The 15,136-nt window shown below is 65.1% G+C and carries 16 protein-coding genes; 9 read left to right on the forward strand and 7 right to left on the reverse strand.

The genetic code is table 11. The features are described 5' to 3' along the window. Positions 1-3 precede the first annotated feature (3 nt). The 5 genes from V5F68_RS09545 to V5F68_RS09565 are packed head-to-tail and all read right to left on the reverse strand — an operon-like array spanning position 4 to position 3,965. Positions 4-789 carry a (5-formylfuran-3-yl)methyl phosphate synthase gene (locus tag V5F68_RS09545; protein ID WP_394012319.1) on the reverse strand — a complete coding sequence of 262 codons (786 nt, stop codon included), beginning with the start codon at positions 787-789 and terminating at the stop codon, positions 4-6. Further along, positions 786-1,367 carry a DUF447 domain-containing protein gene (locus tag V5F68_RS09550; protein ID WP_394012320.1) on the reverse strand — a complete coding sequence of 194 codons (582 nt, stop codon included), beginning with the start codon at positions 1,365-1,367 and terminating at the stop codon, positions 786-788. The genes V5F68_RS09545 and V5F68_RS09550 overlap by 4 nt, the downstream gene beginning before the upstream one ends. Beyond that, on the reverse strand, positions 1,364-2,788 hold the full coding sequence (locus tag V5F68_RS09555) for a DUF6513 domain-containing protein (protein ID WP_394012321.1): 1,425 nt from the start codon (positions 2,786-2,788) through the stop codon (positions 1,364-1,366). Before V5F68_RS09555 ends, V5F68_RS09550 begins: the two co-directional genes overlap by 4 nt. Positions 2,789-2,790: 2 nt before the next feature. Further along, entirely contained in the window at positions 2,791-3,360 is a 570-nt protein-coding gene (locus V5F68_RS09560) for a flavoprotein (RefSeq protein WP_394012322.1), read from the reverse strand. Next, positions 3,357-3,965 carry an amino acid kinase family protein gene (locus tag V5F68_RS09565; protein WP_394012323.1) on the reverse strand — a complete coding sequence of 203 codons (609 nt, stop codon included), beginning with the start codon at positions 3,963-3,965 and terminating at the stop codon, positions 3,357-3,359. The genes V5F68_RS09560 and V5F68_RS09565 overlap by 4 nt, the downstream gene beginning before the upstream one ends. A gap of 208 nt (positions 3,966-4,173) precedes the next feature. Here V5F68_RS09565 and V5F68_RS09570 point away from each other — a divergent pair, with 208 nt between their 5' ends. From V5F68_RS09570 to V5F68_RS09580, 3 genes are all read left to right on the forward strand, one after another. Next, positions 4,174-4,575: a c-type cytochrome gene (locus tag V5F68_RS09570; protein WP_394012324.1), complete on the forward strand. Its 402-nt coding sequence runs from the start codon at positions 4,174-4,176 to the stop codon at positions 4,573-4,575. 77 nt (positions 4,576-4,652) lie between these two features. Next, positions 4,653-5,408 carry a 16S rRNA (uracil(1498)-N(3))-methyltransferase gene (locus tag V5F68_RS09575; protein WP_394012325.1) on the forward strand — a complete coding sequence of 252 codons (756 nt, stop codon included), beginning with the start codon at positions 4,653-4,655 and terminating at the stop codon, positions 5,406-5,408. A gap of 274 nt (positions 5,409-5,682) precedes the next feature. Then, positions 5,683-6,804, forward strand: a complete 1,122-nt coding sequence (locus V5F68_RS09580; protein ID WP_394012326.1) for a carboxylate-amine ligase — start codon at positions 5,683-5,685, stop codon at positions 6,802-6,804. A 39-nt stretch (positions 6,805-6,843) separates the two neighbouring features. Here the strand turns inward: V5F68_RS09580 and V5F68_RS09585 are convergent, their stop codons facing one another. Continuing rightward, positions 6,844-7,692 carry a fumarylacetoacetate hydrolase family protein gene (locus V5F68_RS09585; protein WP_394012327.1) on the reverse strand — a complete coding sequence of 283 codons (849 nt, stop codon included), beginning with the start codon at positions 7,690-7,692 and terminating at the stop codon, positions 6,844-6,846. A 284-nt stretch (positions 7,693-7,976) separates the two neighbouring features. Between V5F68_RS09585 and V5F68_RS09590 the strand changes: the two genes are divergently transcribed. The 4 genes from V5F68_RS09590 (at position 7,977) to V5F68_RS09605 (ending at position 12,103) form a co-directional block, all read left to right on the forward strand. Then, a complete protein-coding gene (locus tag V5F68_RS09590; RefSeq protein WP_348848085.1) occupies positions 7,977-8,777 on the forward strand; it encodes a UDP-2,3-diacylglucosamine diphosphatase in 801 nt (266 codons plus the stop codon). Continuing rightward, the gene (locus tag V5F68_RS09595) at positions 8,777-9,844 is read left to right on the forward strand and encodes a glycosyltransferase family 4 protein (protein WP_394012328.1); all 1,068 of its coding nucleotides are present in this window, start codon (positions 8,777-8,779) and stop codon (positions 9,842-9,844) included. Before V5F68_RS09590 ends, V5F68_RS09595 begins: the two co-directional genes overlap by 1 nt. Beyond that, positions 9,841-10,827, forward strand: coding sequence for a threonine ammonia-lyase (locus V5F68_RS09600; protein ID WP_394012329.1), 987 nt, complete (start codon positions 9,841-9,843; stop codon positions 10,825-10,827). The genes V5F68_RS09595 and V5F68_RS09600 overlap by 4 nt, the downstream gene beginning before the upstream one ends. Positions 10,828-10,915: 88 nt before the next feature. Next, a complete protein-coding gene (locus V5F68_RS09605) occupies positions 10,916-12,103 on the forward strand; it encodes an MFS transporter (RefSeq protein ID WP_394012330.1) in 1,188 nt (395 codons plus the stop codon). Here the strand turns inward: V5F68_RS09605 and dgcA are convergent. Continuing rightward, a complete protein-coding gene (dgcA, locus tag V5F68_RS09610) occupies positions 12,055-13,032 on the reverse strand; it encodes an N-acetyl-D-Glu racemase DgcA (protein ID WP_394012331.1) in 978 nt (325 codons plus the stop codon). The genes V5F68_RS09605 and dgcA overlap by 49 nt on opposite strands. 195 nt (positions 13,033-13,227) lie before the next feature. Between dgcA and V5F68_RS09615 the strand changes: the two genes are divergently transcribed. Together V5F68_RS09615 and V5F68_RS09620 are read left to right on the forward strand one after the other, a co-directional pair. Beyond that, positions 13,228-14,307, forward strand: a complete 1,080-nt coding sequence (locus V5F68_RS09615) for an ABC transporter permease (protein WP_394012606.1) — start codon at positions 13,228-13,230, stop codon at positions 14,305-14,307. Positions 14,308-14,313: 6 nt separating this feature from the next. Further along, positions 14,314-15,132: an ABC transporter ATP-binding protein gene (locus V5F68_RS09620; RefSeq protein WP_394012332.1), complete on the forward strand. Its 819-nt coding sequence runs from the start codon at positions 14,314-14,316 to the stop codon at positions 15,130-15,132. Positions 15,133-15,136: the final 4 nt, after the last annotated feature.

A 15,136-nucleotide genomic window follows, 5' to 3' on the forward strand; every position in this document is an offset into this window, starting at 1 on the left:
GCGCTAAGCCATTGTTTCACGTGAAACATTTTTAGAAAAGAACTGGCCGGCGCGCTCTCCTTCGAGGCTCAAATCCATCGCCGCCCGCACCCGTGCCAGGGCCACGGGATCGAGCGCATCCGTCCGCGCGCCGCCGCACAGGGCGCCGCGAAACCCCAGATAGTCCGGGGAAAGCGCACGCAAGGGCGCGATATCGGCGAGGCGCAGGGACCCCGCGAGGCCGGTCAGCAAGCCGAGGTCCCGCGCCGCCGCAACGAAAGCTGCGAGCCGGGGCAGGGGGAGATGGTCGGTGAGCCGCCCGGCGCCCTTGTCCGCCGTGTCCAGCATGGCGCCGTGGAATCCGCAGGCCTTCAATTGCGGGAGCACCGCGAAATCCGGCGCCTGGTCTGCGAACAGAACCGCGATCAGCCGATGCTCCCGCGCCAGCGGCTCGAGCGCATGGAGGCAGGCATTGAGGGCACCATCTTCGGCCTGGGTGCAGAACCCGATCTTCACCAGCGGCACACCCGTTGCCCCGACCGTGCGCACCGCCTGCGCCAGCACCCGCGGCTCTAAGGGATGATCGCCCACGGTGGCGCTCAGCAGCGGCCGGGGGACGGGCAGGGCACGCCAGCGTGTCACCGCCGCCTCCAGGGCAGGAACGGCCCAGGCGCCAAGCGCGCCGCGCGAGGGGTTCTTGAGGTCCACGATGTCGGCGCCGCCCGCGAGCGCGCACTCCATTTCCGCAAGGGTTGCAACACTCGCCAGCAGGCCGGGGGCGGAAGGAGCGGCTCGGGAGACAACGGTCATCGCGTCACCTCACGCCCCGCCGCGCCGGCGCGGAACTCCGCCACGGCGTCGCACAGCCATTGCCAGGCTTCCCGCTCTTGCGGGCCGCCGGTTTTCTCCACGGCGATGGAGAGATACGCCATTTCCCGGTCCACTTTTTCCGCATCGAGCAGGCAAAGGCGGGAGACCAGAACGGCGCCCTCCACCACCGCCGCCACGGCCCGGTTGAGGCCGGCGAAAGCGCCGTCATGGGCACGATGCACCACCCTGCAGGTCAGCCGCGGCCGCTGGGCGTCTTCGACCACCTCCACAACCTCGAACTCTTCATGGGCCACGGTTTGCGCCAGCCGCACGCCGGCGATCACGTCCGCCGGCACGGTGGGCCAGTCGCGTTTGCGGCCGGTGACGCAGCCGGCGAAAATGCGGGCATCATCCGTAAGATTGATAGTGCCTACGCGGCGCGCCAACAGATTGTCCAGCGTACGCGAGGGGCGAAAGGGCAGCAGCAGATAGCCGCCCGCGATCACCGTCGCCCCCATGGGCGCCACATGTGGTTCGCCCTCAACCGACAAAGTGGTGACGATGGTTTCGCGGATCATGCGTCGTCATCCGGCGCGGTGCGTGCCTTGGAAGAAAACGTCGCGCCACGCTCCTTGAAGGCGAGCCGGTGCGCCTCTTCGGCGCTGGCGGCGGTCTCGCCGATGACTCCCCATTTCAGCGCCTCGTCCTGGGCATAGCGCTTGCCGAGCATCAAGGCGATTTCCGCCCGTGCGGTTTCGACCCCGAGATAGAAGGCGTGGGCGCCGTCATCCTCCACCTTGAGATGGGGAAACAGCCCATAAGGATCGCCCGCCACATGGTGGCCGTCGCGATTGTAGGCGTGAATGCCCTGGTCCGAGACGGCGATGCGGAAATTGCGGTCCCGCACCTCGCCTGCCAGGCGCTGCACTTCCTCGGGGGAGGCGGTGAAAGGCTTGCGGTCACGCAGCGCCATCAGTCCGCCGCCGAAGCCCTGGGGCAAAGCCCCGGCTTCCCGCGCGGCAAAGAATTCCCGCCGTGCCCGGTCGAATTCGCGCACCGCCGTGCGGCAATGGGGGCTCACCTGCACCGCCAGCACCGCTGCGATATGCAGCTCCGAAATCACCCCCATGAGAATGGCGTTGATGCCGGTGGTGTCGGCGTCCGTCAGCTCGGTGACATTGCCGATGCCCATCAGGATCGGCACATCCGGCATGCGCCGGCGCAGCTCGGCATAGCGCACCAGCGAGGCCGTGAAGCCGAAATGGATGGGATCGAGGATGGGATCGGCGAGGAAGTTCCGCCCCTTGGCGCGGCAGGCGTCGATCGCGCGGATGAGCGAGTCCAGATCGCCGGGCTTGGCCGGCACCAGCACCGGAACCGCCGGGCCTTCGTCGAGGATTGCGAGCGTCTCCTCGTTGAGACTCAGCAGATAATCGGCGCCGGCGCGGGTGGCGCGGGACAGCTCCTGCGGATCGAAGGAATCCACGCTCACCTTCATGCCGTCCTTGTGCAAGGCTGCGATGAAGGCTTCGAGATGGGGAAAGACCTGGTCCGGCAAACTGCCGAGGTCGATTACGTCTGCCCCGTCGGCCTTCAAGGCGCGGGCGCGCGCCAGCACCTCGTCCACCGTCAGCTTCGTTGCGTCCACGATCTCGGCGAAGATCGTCACGTCGTGCCGGGTCAGGTCCGCCGAACCGCCGCCCTTGCCGAAGAAATCTGGAATGTCCGCTGCCTCGTCCGGCCCCCGCAGGAAGGGCACGCCGAAGCGCGCCGTGAGCCGCTCCAGATCCCCCTTGAACCGCCCCGGCATCACCACCCGCTCCACCCCCTCGGGCAGCACGAGGCGGCGCTCCACGATCTCCGAGGTCATCAGGGCGGCGACCTTCACGCCAATATTCACCACCACGGGTTCCAGATAGGCGTCCGCGATCTCCTCCGCCACCTTGGCAACGCGTGGCTGCGCCAGCGATCCGGTCAGGAGGACGATGCGCTCCGCCATCCCTAGCGCGCCGGCTCGCGGACGCGCGCGTCCAGCTCGGCCTTGCGGGCGGCGATGGCGGCGCGCAGGTCGGCGAGGGATTCAGCCACCGTCGTCGCTTCGAAGCCCTTGAGCTTCTCGGTGTTTTCCAGGTCGATCTTCCGGGGATAGACGGGCACCGGCCCGCCGGGCGCCATGGTGATCAGCTCGGGCGCGGTGTCGCAGGCAAAGACGATCCCCGGCACCCGGCATTTGCCGGCCTGGGCGAAGCAATTGGTGACCAGCGTGTCGGAAATGCCGTAGACGCATTTCGCCACCGTGTTCGAGGAGGCCGGCGCCACCACAAGCGTGTGGTACTTGCCCTCGTAGAACATGCCCACGGGCGCCGCGCTCGCGGTGGTGTCGCGGAACACGTGGGTATTGGCGGGCAGGGGGCTCTTGTCCTGCTTGTACATGCGCAGAACCTCTTCCGCCGCCGCTGAGACGAACAGATCCACATCGCCCAGCGTGTGGATGAGTTCCAAGCTCTCGGTGAAGAAATGGCCGGAGCCCGAAAGCGCCCAGGCCCAGCGGGGATATGCGCCTTTGCTCATGCTGCGCTCGCGGTGGGAGGAAAGAGACGGTCGAGTGTCGCCCCGTCATCGGCGGCCACGAGGCGAATCGTGCCGGAAAAGCCCATGGCGAACATCGGGAAGGCGGCATCCACCACCCCGCACGCCGCCCATTCCCGCACGCCCTCGGGCCGGCCCGAAGGCGGGACCGGCGCGCCCGGCGCCTTCACGAGTACCAGTTGCTCCGCGCCAAGGGTGCGGGCCAGCCAGCAGGCAAGGCTGTCCGAGGTGACATCCCAGCTTTCCGGGATTTCGGGATGATGAAGCAGCATCTGCGCCGGAAACCACAGGGCGGCCACCCGGCGATGCGCGGCCAAGCTGAGCTCGTCGAGCGTGTGGCAGGGGCGCAGCGCTGGCGCGCAATCCAGCAGGACGTGGGCCATCTGCTCCATGGCCAGGATCGCCATGCGGTGGCAGGCGGGCCCGGAAAGCGCAAGCGGGCGCTCGGCCTCCCGCACCGCATCCGCGAAGCGCCCGCCGCCAGGTACAAGGACCAGCCCCGGCACGTCGCTCAGCCGGGACGCCAGCGACCTGATGTCGCCGCTGCGTTCCAGGCTGCCGCCGAGCTTCACGACCTGAGGCGCCATGGCGTGCCCCTTCGCCCATTGAGAATCCAAGAAAAGAAGATGTTAGCGGAGGCCGGCTCCCGCTCCAAGGGCACCCGCGCGTGCGGTGCACCATTGACTGACCAACGGTCATCCGCGCGCAAATGGCTCATTGGAATGCCTAAAGGGCGGTTCTTATGTCGCGACCGGCGACGCCCGCGACCGGGCGGCCGCCTAGGGAAAAGAAGTCATGTCTCGTCTTTTGCTTTCGGCCATGGCCGCCCTGGCCCTCTCCACGACGCTCGTGCATGCGGAAGAACCGGATCTGGCGCGCGGTGAACAATCGTTCCGCAAGTGCATGGCCTGCCACATGATCGGACCCGACGCCAAGGTGAAGGTCGGTCCGCCGCTCAACGGCATCGTCGGCCGCAAATGGGGCGCCTATCCGGACTATGCCTATTCCGACGACATCAAGGCCGGCGGAGAGGCCGGCAAGGTGTGGGACGAGGCGACGCTGAACGACTACATCGCCAATCCCAAGGTGCTGGCGCCGAAGGGCAAGATGGCCTTTTTCGGCGTGAAGCCCGAGGGCGAACGCGCCGCGCTGATCGCCTTCCTCGCCCAGTTCAACGCCGACGGCACGAAGAAGTAGATCGCGCCTGATCAGGACGCCGCGGAGGCTTGTCATATCGCCTCGGCCATGGTGTGGCTTGGGCGGGAGGGGCCTTCATGTCCGACAATCCTTCGCGGCTTCAGCGCTTGTTCGTAGACGATGATCTGAGCGACGGCGCGCAGATCCTGCTGGCGGCCGAGCAGGCCCATTATGTCTCCAATGTGCTGCGCATGCAGGTCGGCGGCAGCCTCCTGCTGTTCAACGGGCGGGACGGCGAATGGCTGGCCCATCGCATCGAAGGGCACAAGCGCGAGGCGCGCTTCGCCGCCGAGCGGCAATTGCGGCCCCAGCCACCCGCCTCGGACCTCGAATATGCCTTCGCGCCACTGAAGCACGCGCGGCTGGATTATATGATTCAGAAGGCGGTGGAGATGGGCGCGGGGCGGCTGACACCGGTAGTGACCCGCTATACCCAGGTGACGCGGGTCAATACGGAACGCATGCGCGCCAATGCGGTGGAAGCGGCCGAACAATGCGGCATTCTCGCCCTGCCGACGGTGGGCGAACCGCTCGCCCTCGACAAATGGCTCGCGGCCCTTCCGGCCGAGCGGGTGCTGGTGTTCTGCGACGAGAGTGCGGCGCTCAGCGATCCCATCGCAGCGCTAAAGACGGCGCCACCCGGCCCCATGAGCGTGCTGATCGGCCCGGAGGGGGGATTCGCCTCGGAAGAGCGGCGCATGCTCCACGCCCATCCCGGCGTGGTGGTGCTTTCGCTCGGCCCGCGCATCCTGCGCGCGGACACTGCCGCAGTGGCCGCACTCACGCTCGCCCAGACGGCCCGGGGCGACCTCGCGGGTGGCATATCTGGCTGAACCTGGAGTTCAGGGGGGGAGTTGCGCCGCCAGAACAGGCGCGCGAAACGCCTCCCCCGTAGTTTTGTTCCGAGGCTCAGCATCTTAATTTTTATCGAGCTAAGGCATTTACAGCGCAACGTAAATTCTAGCCGCAATAATTCTAAATAAGTAAAAATCCCCCTCTCGTATGTCTCGTCGCATTTAGGTCCCATTTTTCTTCACCCTCACGGCAACCGAACCCGAAGCGTGGCGTTATAGCCTCGCATCAGGGGGAATTGCGGAGGGAAGGTCCATGTCAGAAGAATACCGATTCGGAATCGAGGAAGAATTCTTCGTTGTCGATGCGGAATCCAAGGCCGTTCAAAGGCGCATGCCGGCTCGGTTCTTCGACGATCTGTCCCATCACCTCGGCAGCGCCGTCACGGTGGAATTGCTGCAATCCCAGCTGGAGATGGCCACCAGCCCCGCGACCCAGACCGGCAGCGCGCTCGATGAACTGAGGGAATTGCGGGCCCGAGCGGCGAAGGTCGCCGCCGAGCACGGCTTGAGTTTCATCGCCGCCGGCACCCACCCCACGGCCACCTGGGAAGGCGTGCGCCACACCGAGGCCAATCGCTACACCGGCATGATGCACGACCTGCAGATGCTGGGGGAGCGCAACATGGTGTGCGGGCTGCACGTCCATGTGGAGCTGCCCGACCCGGACCAGCGGGTGAACGTGATGCGGCGCATCCTGCCTTACATCCCGCACTTCATCGCGCTCGCCACCTCGTCTCCCTTCTGGGGTTCGAAACAGACCGGGTTGATGGGCTATCGCTTGGCCGCTTATGACGAATTGCCGCGCACCGGGCTGCCGGAGCTGTTCGAGGACAGCGCTGATTACCAAGCCTATGTGGACGCCATGGTCGAGGCCCGCGCGATCACCGATTCGAGCTATGTGTGGTGGGCCATCCGCCCGTCTTCAAAGCACCCCACCTTGGAATTGCGGGCGCCGGACAGCTGCACCCGCATCCAGGATACGGTTGCGATTGCAGCGCTTTATCGCTCGCTGGTGCGCTATCTCGTGCGCCATCCGGAGCACAATGCGAACATCGGAGCGGTCGATCGCGCCATCGCCAACGAGAACAAATGGCGCGCCCAGCGCTACGGCATCCACGGCTCGTTCGTGAACCTCGCGGAGCGGCGCGCGGTGCCGGTTTCCGATGCGGTGGAATCGCTGATCGCCATGGTGGGGGAGGACGCGGACGCGATTGGCACGCTCGACGCGTTGCTGCACCTGCGGACCATTTCCCTCGCCGGCACAAGCGCAGACATGCAATTGGCGGTGTTTCAGGAGGCGCATCATCGCACCGGAAACCGGGGCGAGGCCCTAAACGCGGTCAAGACCTGGCTCGCCCACGCCACGCTGCAGTGATAAAATGAAAAGGGCCCCTTCGTGAGGGGCCCTCTTGGGTCAGGCCTTGAAGGGGATCACAGTCTGCTGCTGTTCGCCGAGGCCCTCGATGCCGACGCGCATGACGTCCCCGGCCTTGAGATACCGGGGCGGCTTCATGCCCAGGCCAACGCCCGGCGGCGTGCCGGTCGTGATGATGTCGCCCGGATCCAGCACCATGAACTGGCTGATATAGGACACCAGATAGGCCGGATCGAAGATCATGGTCCGGGTGGAGCCGTTCTGAACCTTTTCGCCGTTTACTTCCAACCACATGGCAAGGTCGGAGGTGTCCGGCATCTCGTCGCTGGTCACGAGCCAGGGACCGATGGGGCCGAAGGTCTCGCTGCCCTTCCCCTTGGTCCATTGGCCGCCGCGCTCAATCTGGAATGCGCGTTCCGACACGTCGTTGCACACGGCATAGCCCGCCACATGCTTGAGCGCATCTTCCTTTTCCACATAGCGTGCGCGGGCACCGATGACGATCAGCAGTTCGACTTCCCAATCGAGCTTGGTGGAGCCTTTGGGGATCATCACGTCGTCGTTCGGGCCGACGACACAATTGGGCGCCTTGTTGAACAACACAGGCTCTTCGGGAATGGGATTGCCGGTTTCTTCCGCGTGGTCAGCGAAGTTCAACCCGACCGCGACAAAATTGCCCGGGCGTGCGACGCAGGATCCCAGGCGGACGCCTTCGGGAGCGAGCGGGAAGCCCTGGGGATCGGCAGCGCGAATCCGGGCCAGACCCTCCGGGGTCAGAACATCGCCGGAAATGTCCTGAACAAGCGACGAGATGTCCCGAATCTTGCCTGTTGAATCGATTAAACCAGGCTTTTCTCGCCCTTTTTCCCCGAAGCGAACGAGCTTCATCGGACCTCTCCCTGAGCTGAATGATGGTGCGGACACGGACGGGTCCACTGACGCGCAAGCTGGCGCGCGGAGGCCATTTGGTCAATGCTTGCGGTGCCGGATTATGCCGATTCGCCTCCAGCGTCCCTTCCTGTAAGCGGGTAGGGATTGGTCGTCGGCTCAATATGTTGCTATGCAGTAAGATCCGAGAAGTTGTTCGCAGTGGCGTCATAAAAAGGATACACGACTCCGGCTAAGTCCGTCACACTGCTCTCAGGGAGCAATTTTTCCGCAGAGGCCATGCCGTGAGCGACAGCCCTGAAGCACGCAGGTTCAGAGCTTTATTCATCTCCGATGTCCATCTCGGGACAAAGGGATGTCAGGCCGACCTACTTCTCGATTTCCTGAAATTCCATGATGCTGACACGGTTTATCTGGTCGGCGACATCGTGGACGGCTGGCGGCTGCGCAGCTCCTGGTACTGGCCGCAAAAACACAACGACGTGGTTCAGAAGCTGTTGCGCAAGGGCCGCAAAGGCACGCGCATGGTCTATCTGCCAGGAAATCATGATGAATTTCTTCGCGATTACTACGGCACCCATTTCGGCGGCATAGAAGTGGTGGAGACCGCCATCCACGAGGCGGCGGACGGCAAGCGCTATCTGGTGATCCATGGGGATGTCTTCGACGTAGTGGTGCGCCACGCCAAGTGGCTCGCCTTCCTCGGAGACGGCGCCTATACGCTCGCGCTCGCGGTCAACACCTATGTGAACCTTGCGCGCCGCAAGCTCGGCCTCACCTATTGGTCGCTCAGCCAATGGGCGAAGCTCAAGGTGAAGAATGCGGTGAATTACATCGGCAAATTCGAAGAAGCGGTTGCCGATGAGGCCAAGCGGCATAAGGTGGATGGCGTGATCTGCGGCCACATCCACCATGCGGTCATCCATGACCAGTTCGGCGTGCGGTACGTGAATTGCGGGGACTGGGTCGAGAGCTGCACCGCGATCGCGGAGCATGAAGACGGGCGCATGGAAATCATTTCCTGGACACGCCGCCTCGAGGCGGCGCCTGAATCCGAAGTCGAGGGGGCGCGCGCGGCGGCCTGATGCGGGTACTTGTCGCCACGGATGCCTGGCACCCCCAGATCAATGGGGTTGTTCGTTCGCTTGAACACACCGCCCGAGAGGCCGAGGCGCTTGGCGCGGAGATGATGTTCCTGAGCCCTCAAGGGTTTAAAACTGTTCCGCTTCCCACATATCAGGAAATTCGCTTGGCGCTCGCAACGCCGCGCATGATCATGCGGCGGATCGAGGCGATGCGGCCAGACTTCGTTCATGTGGCGACCGAGGGCCCGATCGGCATGCTGGTGCGGCGCGCCTGCATTGCCAGCAAACGCACCTTCACCACCAGCTATCACACCAAGTTTCCCGAATATCTCTCCGCCCGCGCGCCGGTGCCGGAGCGCCTGACCTACGCGTGGCTGCGCAGCTTCCACAATGCCGGCGGCGGCGTCATGGTCTCCACCGCGACGCTGGAGCGTGAATTGGACGCGCGCGGATTCAAGCGGTTGATGCGCTGGTCGCGCGGTGTTGATGCGGACATGTTCCGTCCCCGTCCGGATGTAGACCTGGGCCTGCCCAAGCCGATCTTTCTGTTTGTCGGCCGCGTGGCGGTGGAAAAGAACATCGAGGCCTTTCTCGCCCTGGACCTGCCTGGTTCCAAGGTGGTGGTGGGCGGCGGGCCGGCTTTGAACAGCTTGCGCGAGCGCTATCCTGAAAGCCATTTCCTCGGTCCGATGGAGGGCGAGGATCTGGCACGGGTCTATTCCGGCAGCGACGTCTTCGTTTTTCCTAGCCGCACCGATACCTTTGGCATCGTGCTGCTTGAAGCGTTGGCGAGCGGCCTGCCTGTCGCCGCCTATCCCGTCACCGGGCCGAAGGATGTTCTGGAAGATGCGACCGAGCCTGTCGGCGTGCTGGACGAAGACCTGCGCAACGCCTGCCTGAAGGCGCTGGAGCTGTCGCCGGTGGCCGCACGGGAGTTCGCGTTGCGCCACACCTGGCGCGAATGCGCCCGCCAGTTTCTCGACAATGTACTGATCGCGCACGATTTTGGCCCGGTTGCCCGCCGCTTTCGCTTGCTGCGCAGGACGCGTATCGTCTCGTCCGCATGAATACGATTCCTCACCTCCCGACCGCCGCGGACGTCGATGCCGCTGCCGTTCGCCTCGCCGGCGTCGCCGTGCGGACCCCGCTGGTGTTTTCCCCGGTGCTCAGCGAGTTGACCGGCGGGCGCATCTTCGTGAAGCCCGAGACGCTCCAGCGCACAGGCTCCTTCAAGTTTCGCGGCGCCTATAATCGGATGTCGCAGATTCCCGTGGAACTGCGGGCAGCGGGAGTTGTGGCCTGCTCGTCGGGCAACCATGCGCAGGGTGTCGCTGCTGCGGCGAAGCTGCTGGGCATGCCGGCGGTCATCGTTATGCCGACCGATGCTCCGGCCCTGAAGCGCGAACGCACGATCGAGCTTGGCGCGGAAGTGGTGGAATACGACCGCACCACCGAAGACCGGGACGCGATCGCCAATGCAATCGCCGCAGAGCGGGGCGCGATCTTCGTGCCCCCCTATGACGACCCCGACATCATCGCCGGTCAGGGGACGACCGGGCTTGAGATCGTTGCGGATCTCGCCGCGCTGGGGCTGGCGCCGGATATCGTCAGCGCCAATGCGTCCGGCGGCGGGCTGATGGCGGGAATCGCCCTGGCGGTCAAGGCGCGGGTTCCCGATGCCCGCATCATCATCGCCGAGCCGGCCCTGTTCGACGACCATGTGCGTTCGTTCCAATCCGGCGTTCGCGAGCGCAATGCCAGTGCCACCGGTTCCTTCTGCGACGCACTGCTGGCCCCGACACCCGGCGCGCTCACGTTCGAGATCAACCGCCGGCTTTCCGGGGAAGCGGTTTCCGCCACCGACACGGAAGTCGCGCGGGCAGTAGCCTTTGCGTTCCGCGAACTGAAGCTCGTGGTCGAACCCGGTGGGGCGGTTGCTCTGGCAGCTCTGCTCGCAGGCCGGTACGACGCGCGCGGTAAGGTGGTCGCCATCGTGCTGTCGGGCGGCAATGTGGACGTGGCGACGTTCGTGGCCTGCCTGCAAGCCTGAAACTGGATCTCGAACCTTCCCAAAACGGGCGACCTTCGCCCGTGCCCCCTGTCGCGCCCAGGGACGTGGGCGTCTGCGGAAGACCTCGATGATGAAAGGCGAGAGGAACGCACGCTCGGTTCAACGGTCCCTGGCCTGTGCCTTCGGCGCCCTCTATTTCTCGCTCGGCATCTATATGCCGTTCTTCTCCCTCTGGCTCATCGCGCGCGGCCTCGATCCTGATGAGATCGGCGTGGCGCTGGCTGTGCCGCTGGTGACACGGCTCGTGGCAACGCCGGTGCTTGGGTTGCTGTCGGACCGCCTCGGCCGGCCCAAAGCCATTCTGGTGGGCCTCGCCCTCGCGAGCAGCACGATGATGGCGGCGCTCGCCTTCTGCAGCGGTACATTTGCCATCTATGTGGTGCTAGGCATCACAGCCATGGCGTGGAATCCCTCCTTCGCCCTGCTGGACGCCTATACAACCCGGCAGGCGCGGCGCGGGGTGGTGGATTATGGCCGAAGCCGCTTGTGGGGCTCGGCCGCCTTCGTCTGTGCCAATCTGCTGGGTGGGGTTCTGGTGGCGCAGGCCGGCGCGAGCATCGTGGTGCTGCTGATGATCGCGGGGCAGGTGGCCCTGTTCTTCGGCACCCTGGCGTTGCCGGAATTGAAGCGCCCGCCGGAAACGGCGGCGCTCAATCTCCCGGCCATGCGGGTTCCGCCCGTGCTGGTCGCGGGCATAGCGGCGGCGGCGCTGGTTCAGGCAAGCCATGCGACGCTCTATGCCTTCGGCTCCCTGCACTGGGCGGCAACCGGGATCTCCCTGAGCGTCATCGGCGCGCTCTGGGCCATTGGTGTGGTGGCCGAAATCGTATTTTTCCGTTTCGGGACCCGCGCTGTCGCACGCCTCGGCCCCTTGAATCTGATCGCGCTCGGCGGCCTTGCGGCGGTGATCCGCTTCACCTGCTATGCATACAGCCTGCCGTTGCCCGCTTTGGTGTTGCTGCAACTGCTGCATGGCGCCACTTTTGGCGCAACCTATCTCGGCATGGTCGAGCTTGTGGCGCGCACCACGCCGGAGCACCGCGCCGCAGGCGCGCAGTCCATCGCCGCCTGGACCGTCAGCCTTGCCTTGTCCGGAGCGAGCGCGGCGGCGGGCGCCTTTTGGACCGAATATGGCGCGCAATGCTTCTTCGCTTCGGCGGTGCTCGGCGGCCTTGGCGGCATTCTTGCCCTGGGGACGCGTTGGCTTCAGCCCCAGAGCGCCGGCTCTGGCGGAAACGCGAGGGCGCCATCGTAACGCAGGCCGGGTTCCCGATCCCGCGCCAGCAGCAGCGGGCCGTCCAGGTCCACGAACTGCGCCAGTTGCGCCACCAGCATAGCCGGCGCCATGGCAAGGGAAGAGGCGAGCATGCAGCCGACCATGAGCGTGAAGCCCTGCGCCTTCGCCGCATCGGCGAGCGCGAGTGCCTCGGTGAGGCCCCCCGTCTTGTCCAGCTTGATGTTCACGGCATCGTACCGTGTGCGTAGATCCGCCAGCCCGGCGCGATCATGCACACTTTCGTCCGCGCAGATCGGCACGAGATGAGCGACATGGGCCAGCGCGGAATCATCGTTCGCCGGAAGGGGCTGTTCGATCAATTCCACTCCGGCGCGCGCACAGGCGGCGAGATTGGTTTGGAGATCGGCTGCGCTCCAGCTTTCGTTGGCATCGACGATCAACCGGGCCTGCGGCACAGCCGCGCTGATGGCGGTGATCCGCTCAACGTCGCCCGCGCCGCCCAGCTTCAGCTTGAGCAGAGGTCGTCCCGCGGCTGCGGCCGCCTGGGCCATGACCGCCGGCGTGTCGAGGCTCAGGGTATAAGCGGTCGTCAGAGGCCGGGGCGCGGGGATGCCGGCGATACGGTGGGCGGGAACGCCGGCGCGCTTCGCCTCAAGATCCCAAAAAGCGCAGTCGAGCGCATTGCGCGCTGCACCCGCGGGCATAAGCCGTTGCAGCCCGGCACGATCCAGCCCGACCGCAAGGGCTGGCGCGACGGACCGAATGGCATCGGCGACACCCTCCACGGTCTCGCCATAGCGCGCATAGGGGACACATTCGCCGCGCCCGAGGAAAGGGCCGTCCCGCAATTGGGCGACCACGACCACCGCTTCGGTCTTCGAGCCGCGGGAAATGGTGAAGGTTCCCGCAATGGGAAAGCGCTCGATCTCGACCGTAAGGGATGGCATATTTCGTTAACGCTGTGGGCCTGTTGAAGGAATGGCCGGGCCTCGGCCCGGATCGTCGGCGGTTTTGCACCCTCGACGCGGTTCGGCGGGCCGAGTATGACCATGGTGCTGCGCGCGCTCAAGCGCAGTCCTTTTCCGGAGACCTGAGTGGCCAACGCCTCGCTCCTTGATGTTACGCCCACCGATGGCCGCCTGATGGTGGTCGGGCGCGGCATCTGGACATCGGACCGGGCGAACGATCTCGAGCATCTGGTGGACGAGGCCACCAGCGCGCATCCTCGCGCCGGCAATGTGGACATCGATCTTTCCGGCATCGAGCGCATGGACACCTTCGGTGCGCTGCTGCTGGAGCGCCTGCGCCGCGCCTGGGCGGTGAACGGGGTGGAGCCCGAGGTGCGCGGCCTCAAGCGCCGGTACCGGGTGCTGCTGGAGGAGATGAAGCGCACCGGGCTCGAGCCTCAGCCGCCCGTGCGACCGCACGATTCGATCCTTGAGCGGGTCGGCCGCGAAGTGGTCTCAATCTCCATCGACGCCATGCAGCTGCTGAATTTCATCGGCGCCTCGATAGCCGCCGGGCTGCGCATGATGGGGCGTCCGCGCACGTTCCGCTTCACCGCCATGGTCAATCAGGTCGATCGCGTCGGTTTCCGCGCGGTGCCGATCATCATTCTCATCACGTTCCTGATCGGCTGCATTCTGGCCCAGCAGGGCATCTTCCATTTCCGCCGCTTCGGCGCCGACATCTATGTGGTGGACATGGTCGGCGTGCTGGTGCTGCGCGAGCTGGGCGTGCTGATCGTGTCGATCATGATCGCCGGACGCTCCGGCAGCGCCTATACTGCCGAGCTCGGCTCGATGCGCATGCGCGAGGAGGTGGACGCCCTGCGTGTGATGGGGTTCGACCCGGTGGAAATCCTGGTGGTCCCTCGCATCCTGGCCCTGATCATCGCGTTGCCGCTGCTCACCTTCATCGGCTCCATGTCGGCGCTCATCGGCGGCGGGCTGGTGGCGTGGACCTATGGCGGCATCGCGCCGGACGTGTTCATCGACCGCCTGAAGGATGCAATCTCCATCGACCATTTCCTGGTGGGAATGATCAAGGCGCCGTTCATGGCCGCGGTGATCGGGCTTGTGGCCTGCCTGGAAGGGCTCAGCGTGGGCGGTAGCGCCGAATCGCTCGGCAACCACACCACCAAGTCCGTCGTGCAGTCGATCTTTCTCGTGATCGTCATGGACGGCGTGTTCGCGATGTTCTTCGCCTCGATCGATATGTGAGGCGCGATGAACACCACCACGCTCGAAATGAGGCGCAGCGGACTGGAGGAGATGGAGGGCTATCGCGAACCCATCATCCGGGTGCGCGACCTTGTGGTGGGTTTCGGCGACCGCATTATCCTGGATCACCTCAGCCTCGACATCCTGCGTGGGGAGATCCTCGGCTTCGTCGGCACCTCCGGCGGCGGAAAATCGGTGCTCACGCGCACCATTCTCGGGCTGGTTCCCAAGCGTTCGGGCCATGTCGAGGTGTTCGGACACGACATCGATACCTTGAGCGAGGCCGAACGCTCCGCCATGGAACGCAGGTGGGGCGTGCTGTTCCAGCAGGGGGCTCTGTTCTCGTCCTTGACCGTGAAACAGAACATTCAGTTTCCGCTCAGGGAGAATCTCAAACTCTCTCAGCGCATGATGGATGACATCGCCTATGCCAAGATCGAGATGGTCGGGCTGAAATGCGATGTGGGCGAGAAATTGCCGTCCGAGCTTTCCGGCGGCATGATCAAGCGTGCCGCACTTGCGCGCTCGCTGGCCCTCGATCCCGAGATCCTGTTCCTCGACGAGCCCACCTCCGGCCTGGACCCGATCGGGGCCGGGGACTTTGATGAACTGATCCGAACGCTTCAGCAGACTTTGGGCCTGACCGTTTTCATGGTAACGCACGATCTCGACAGTCTGCACACGGTCTGCGATCGAATCGCGGCTCTGGCAGATGGTAAAGTTATTGCTCAAGGCACGATCGAGACGATGATGGAATCGCAGCATCCGTGGCTGCGGGCGTATTTCCACGGAACGCGCGCCCGCGCGGTTCAGGCGAAACGGTGAGGTG

Source organism: Roseixanthobacter pseudopolyaromaticivorans, assembly GCF_043195145.2.
Classification (GTDB): domain Bacteria; phylum Pseudomonadota; class Alphaproteobacteria; order Rhizobiales; family Xanthobacteraceae; genus NCEH01.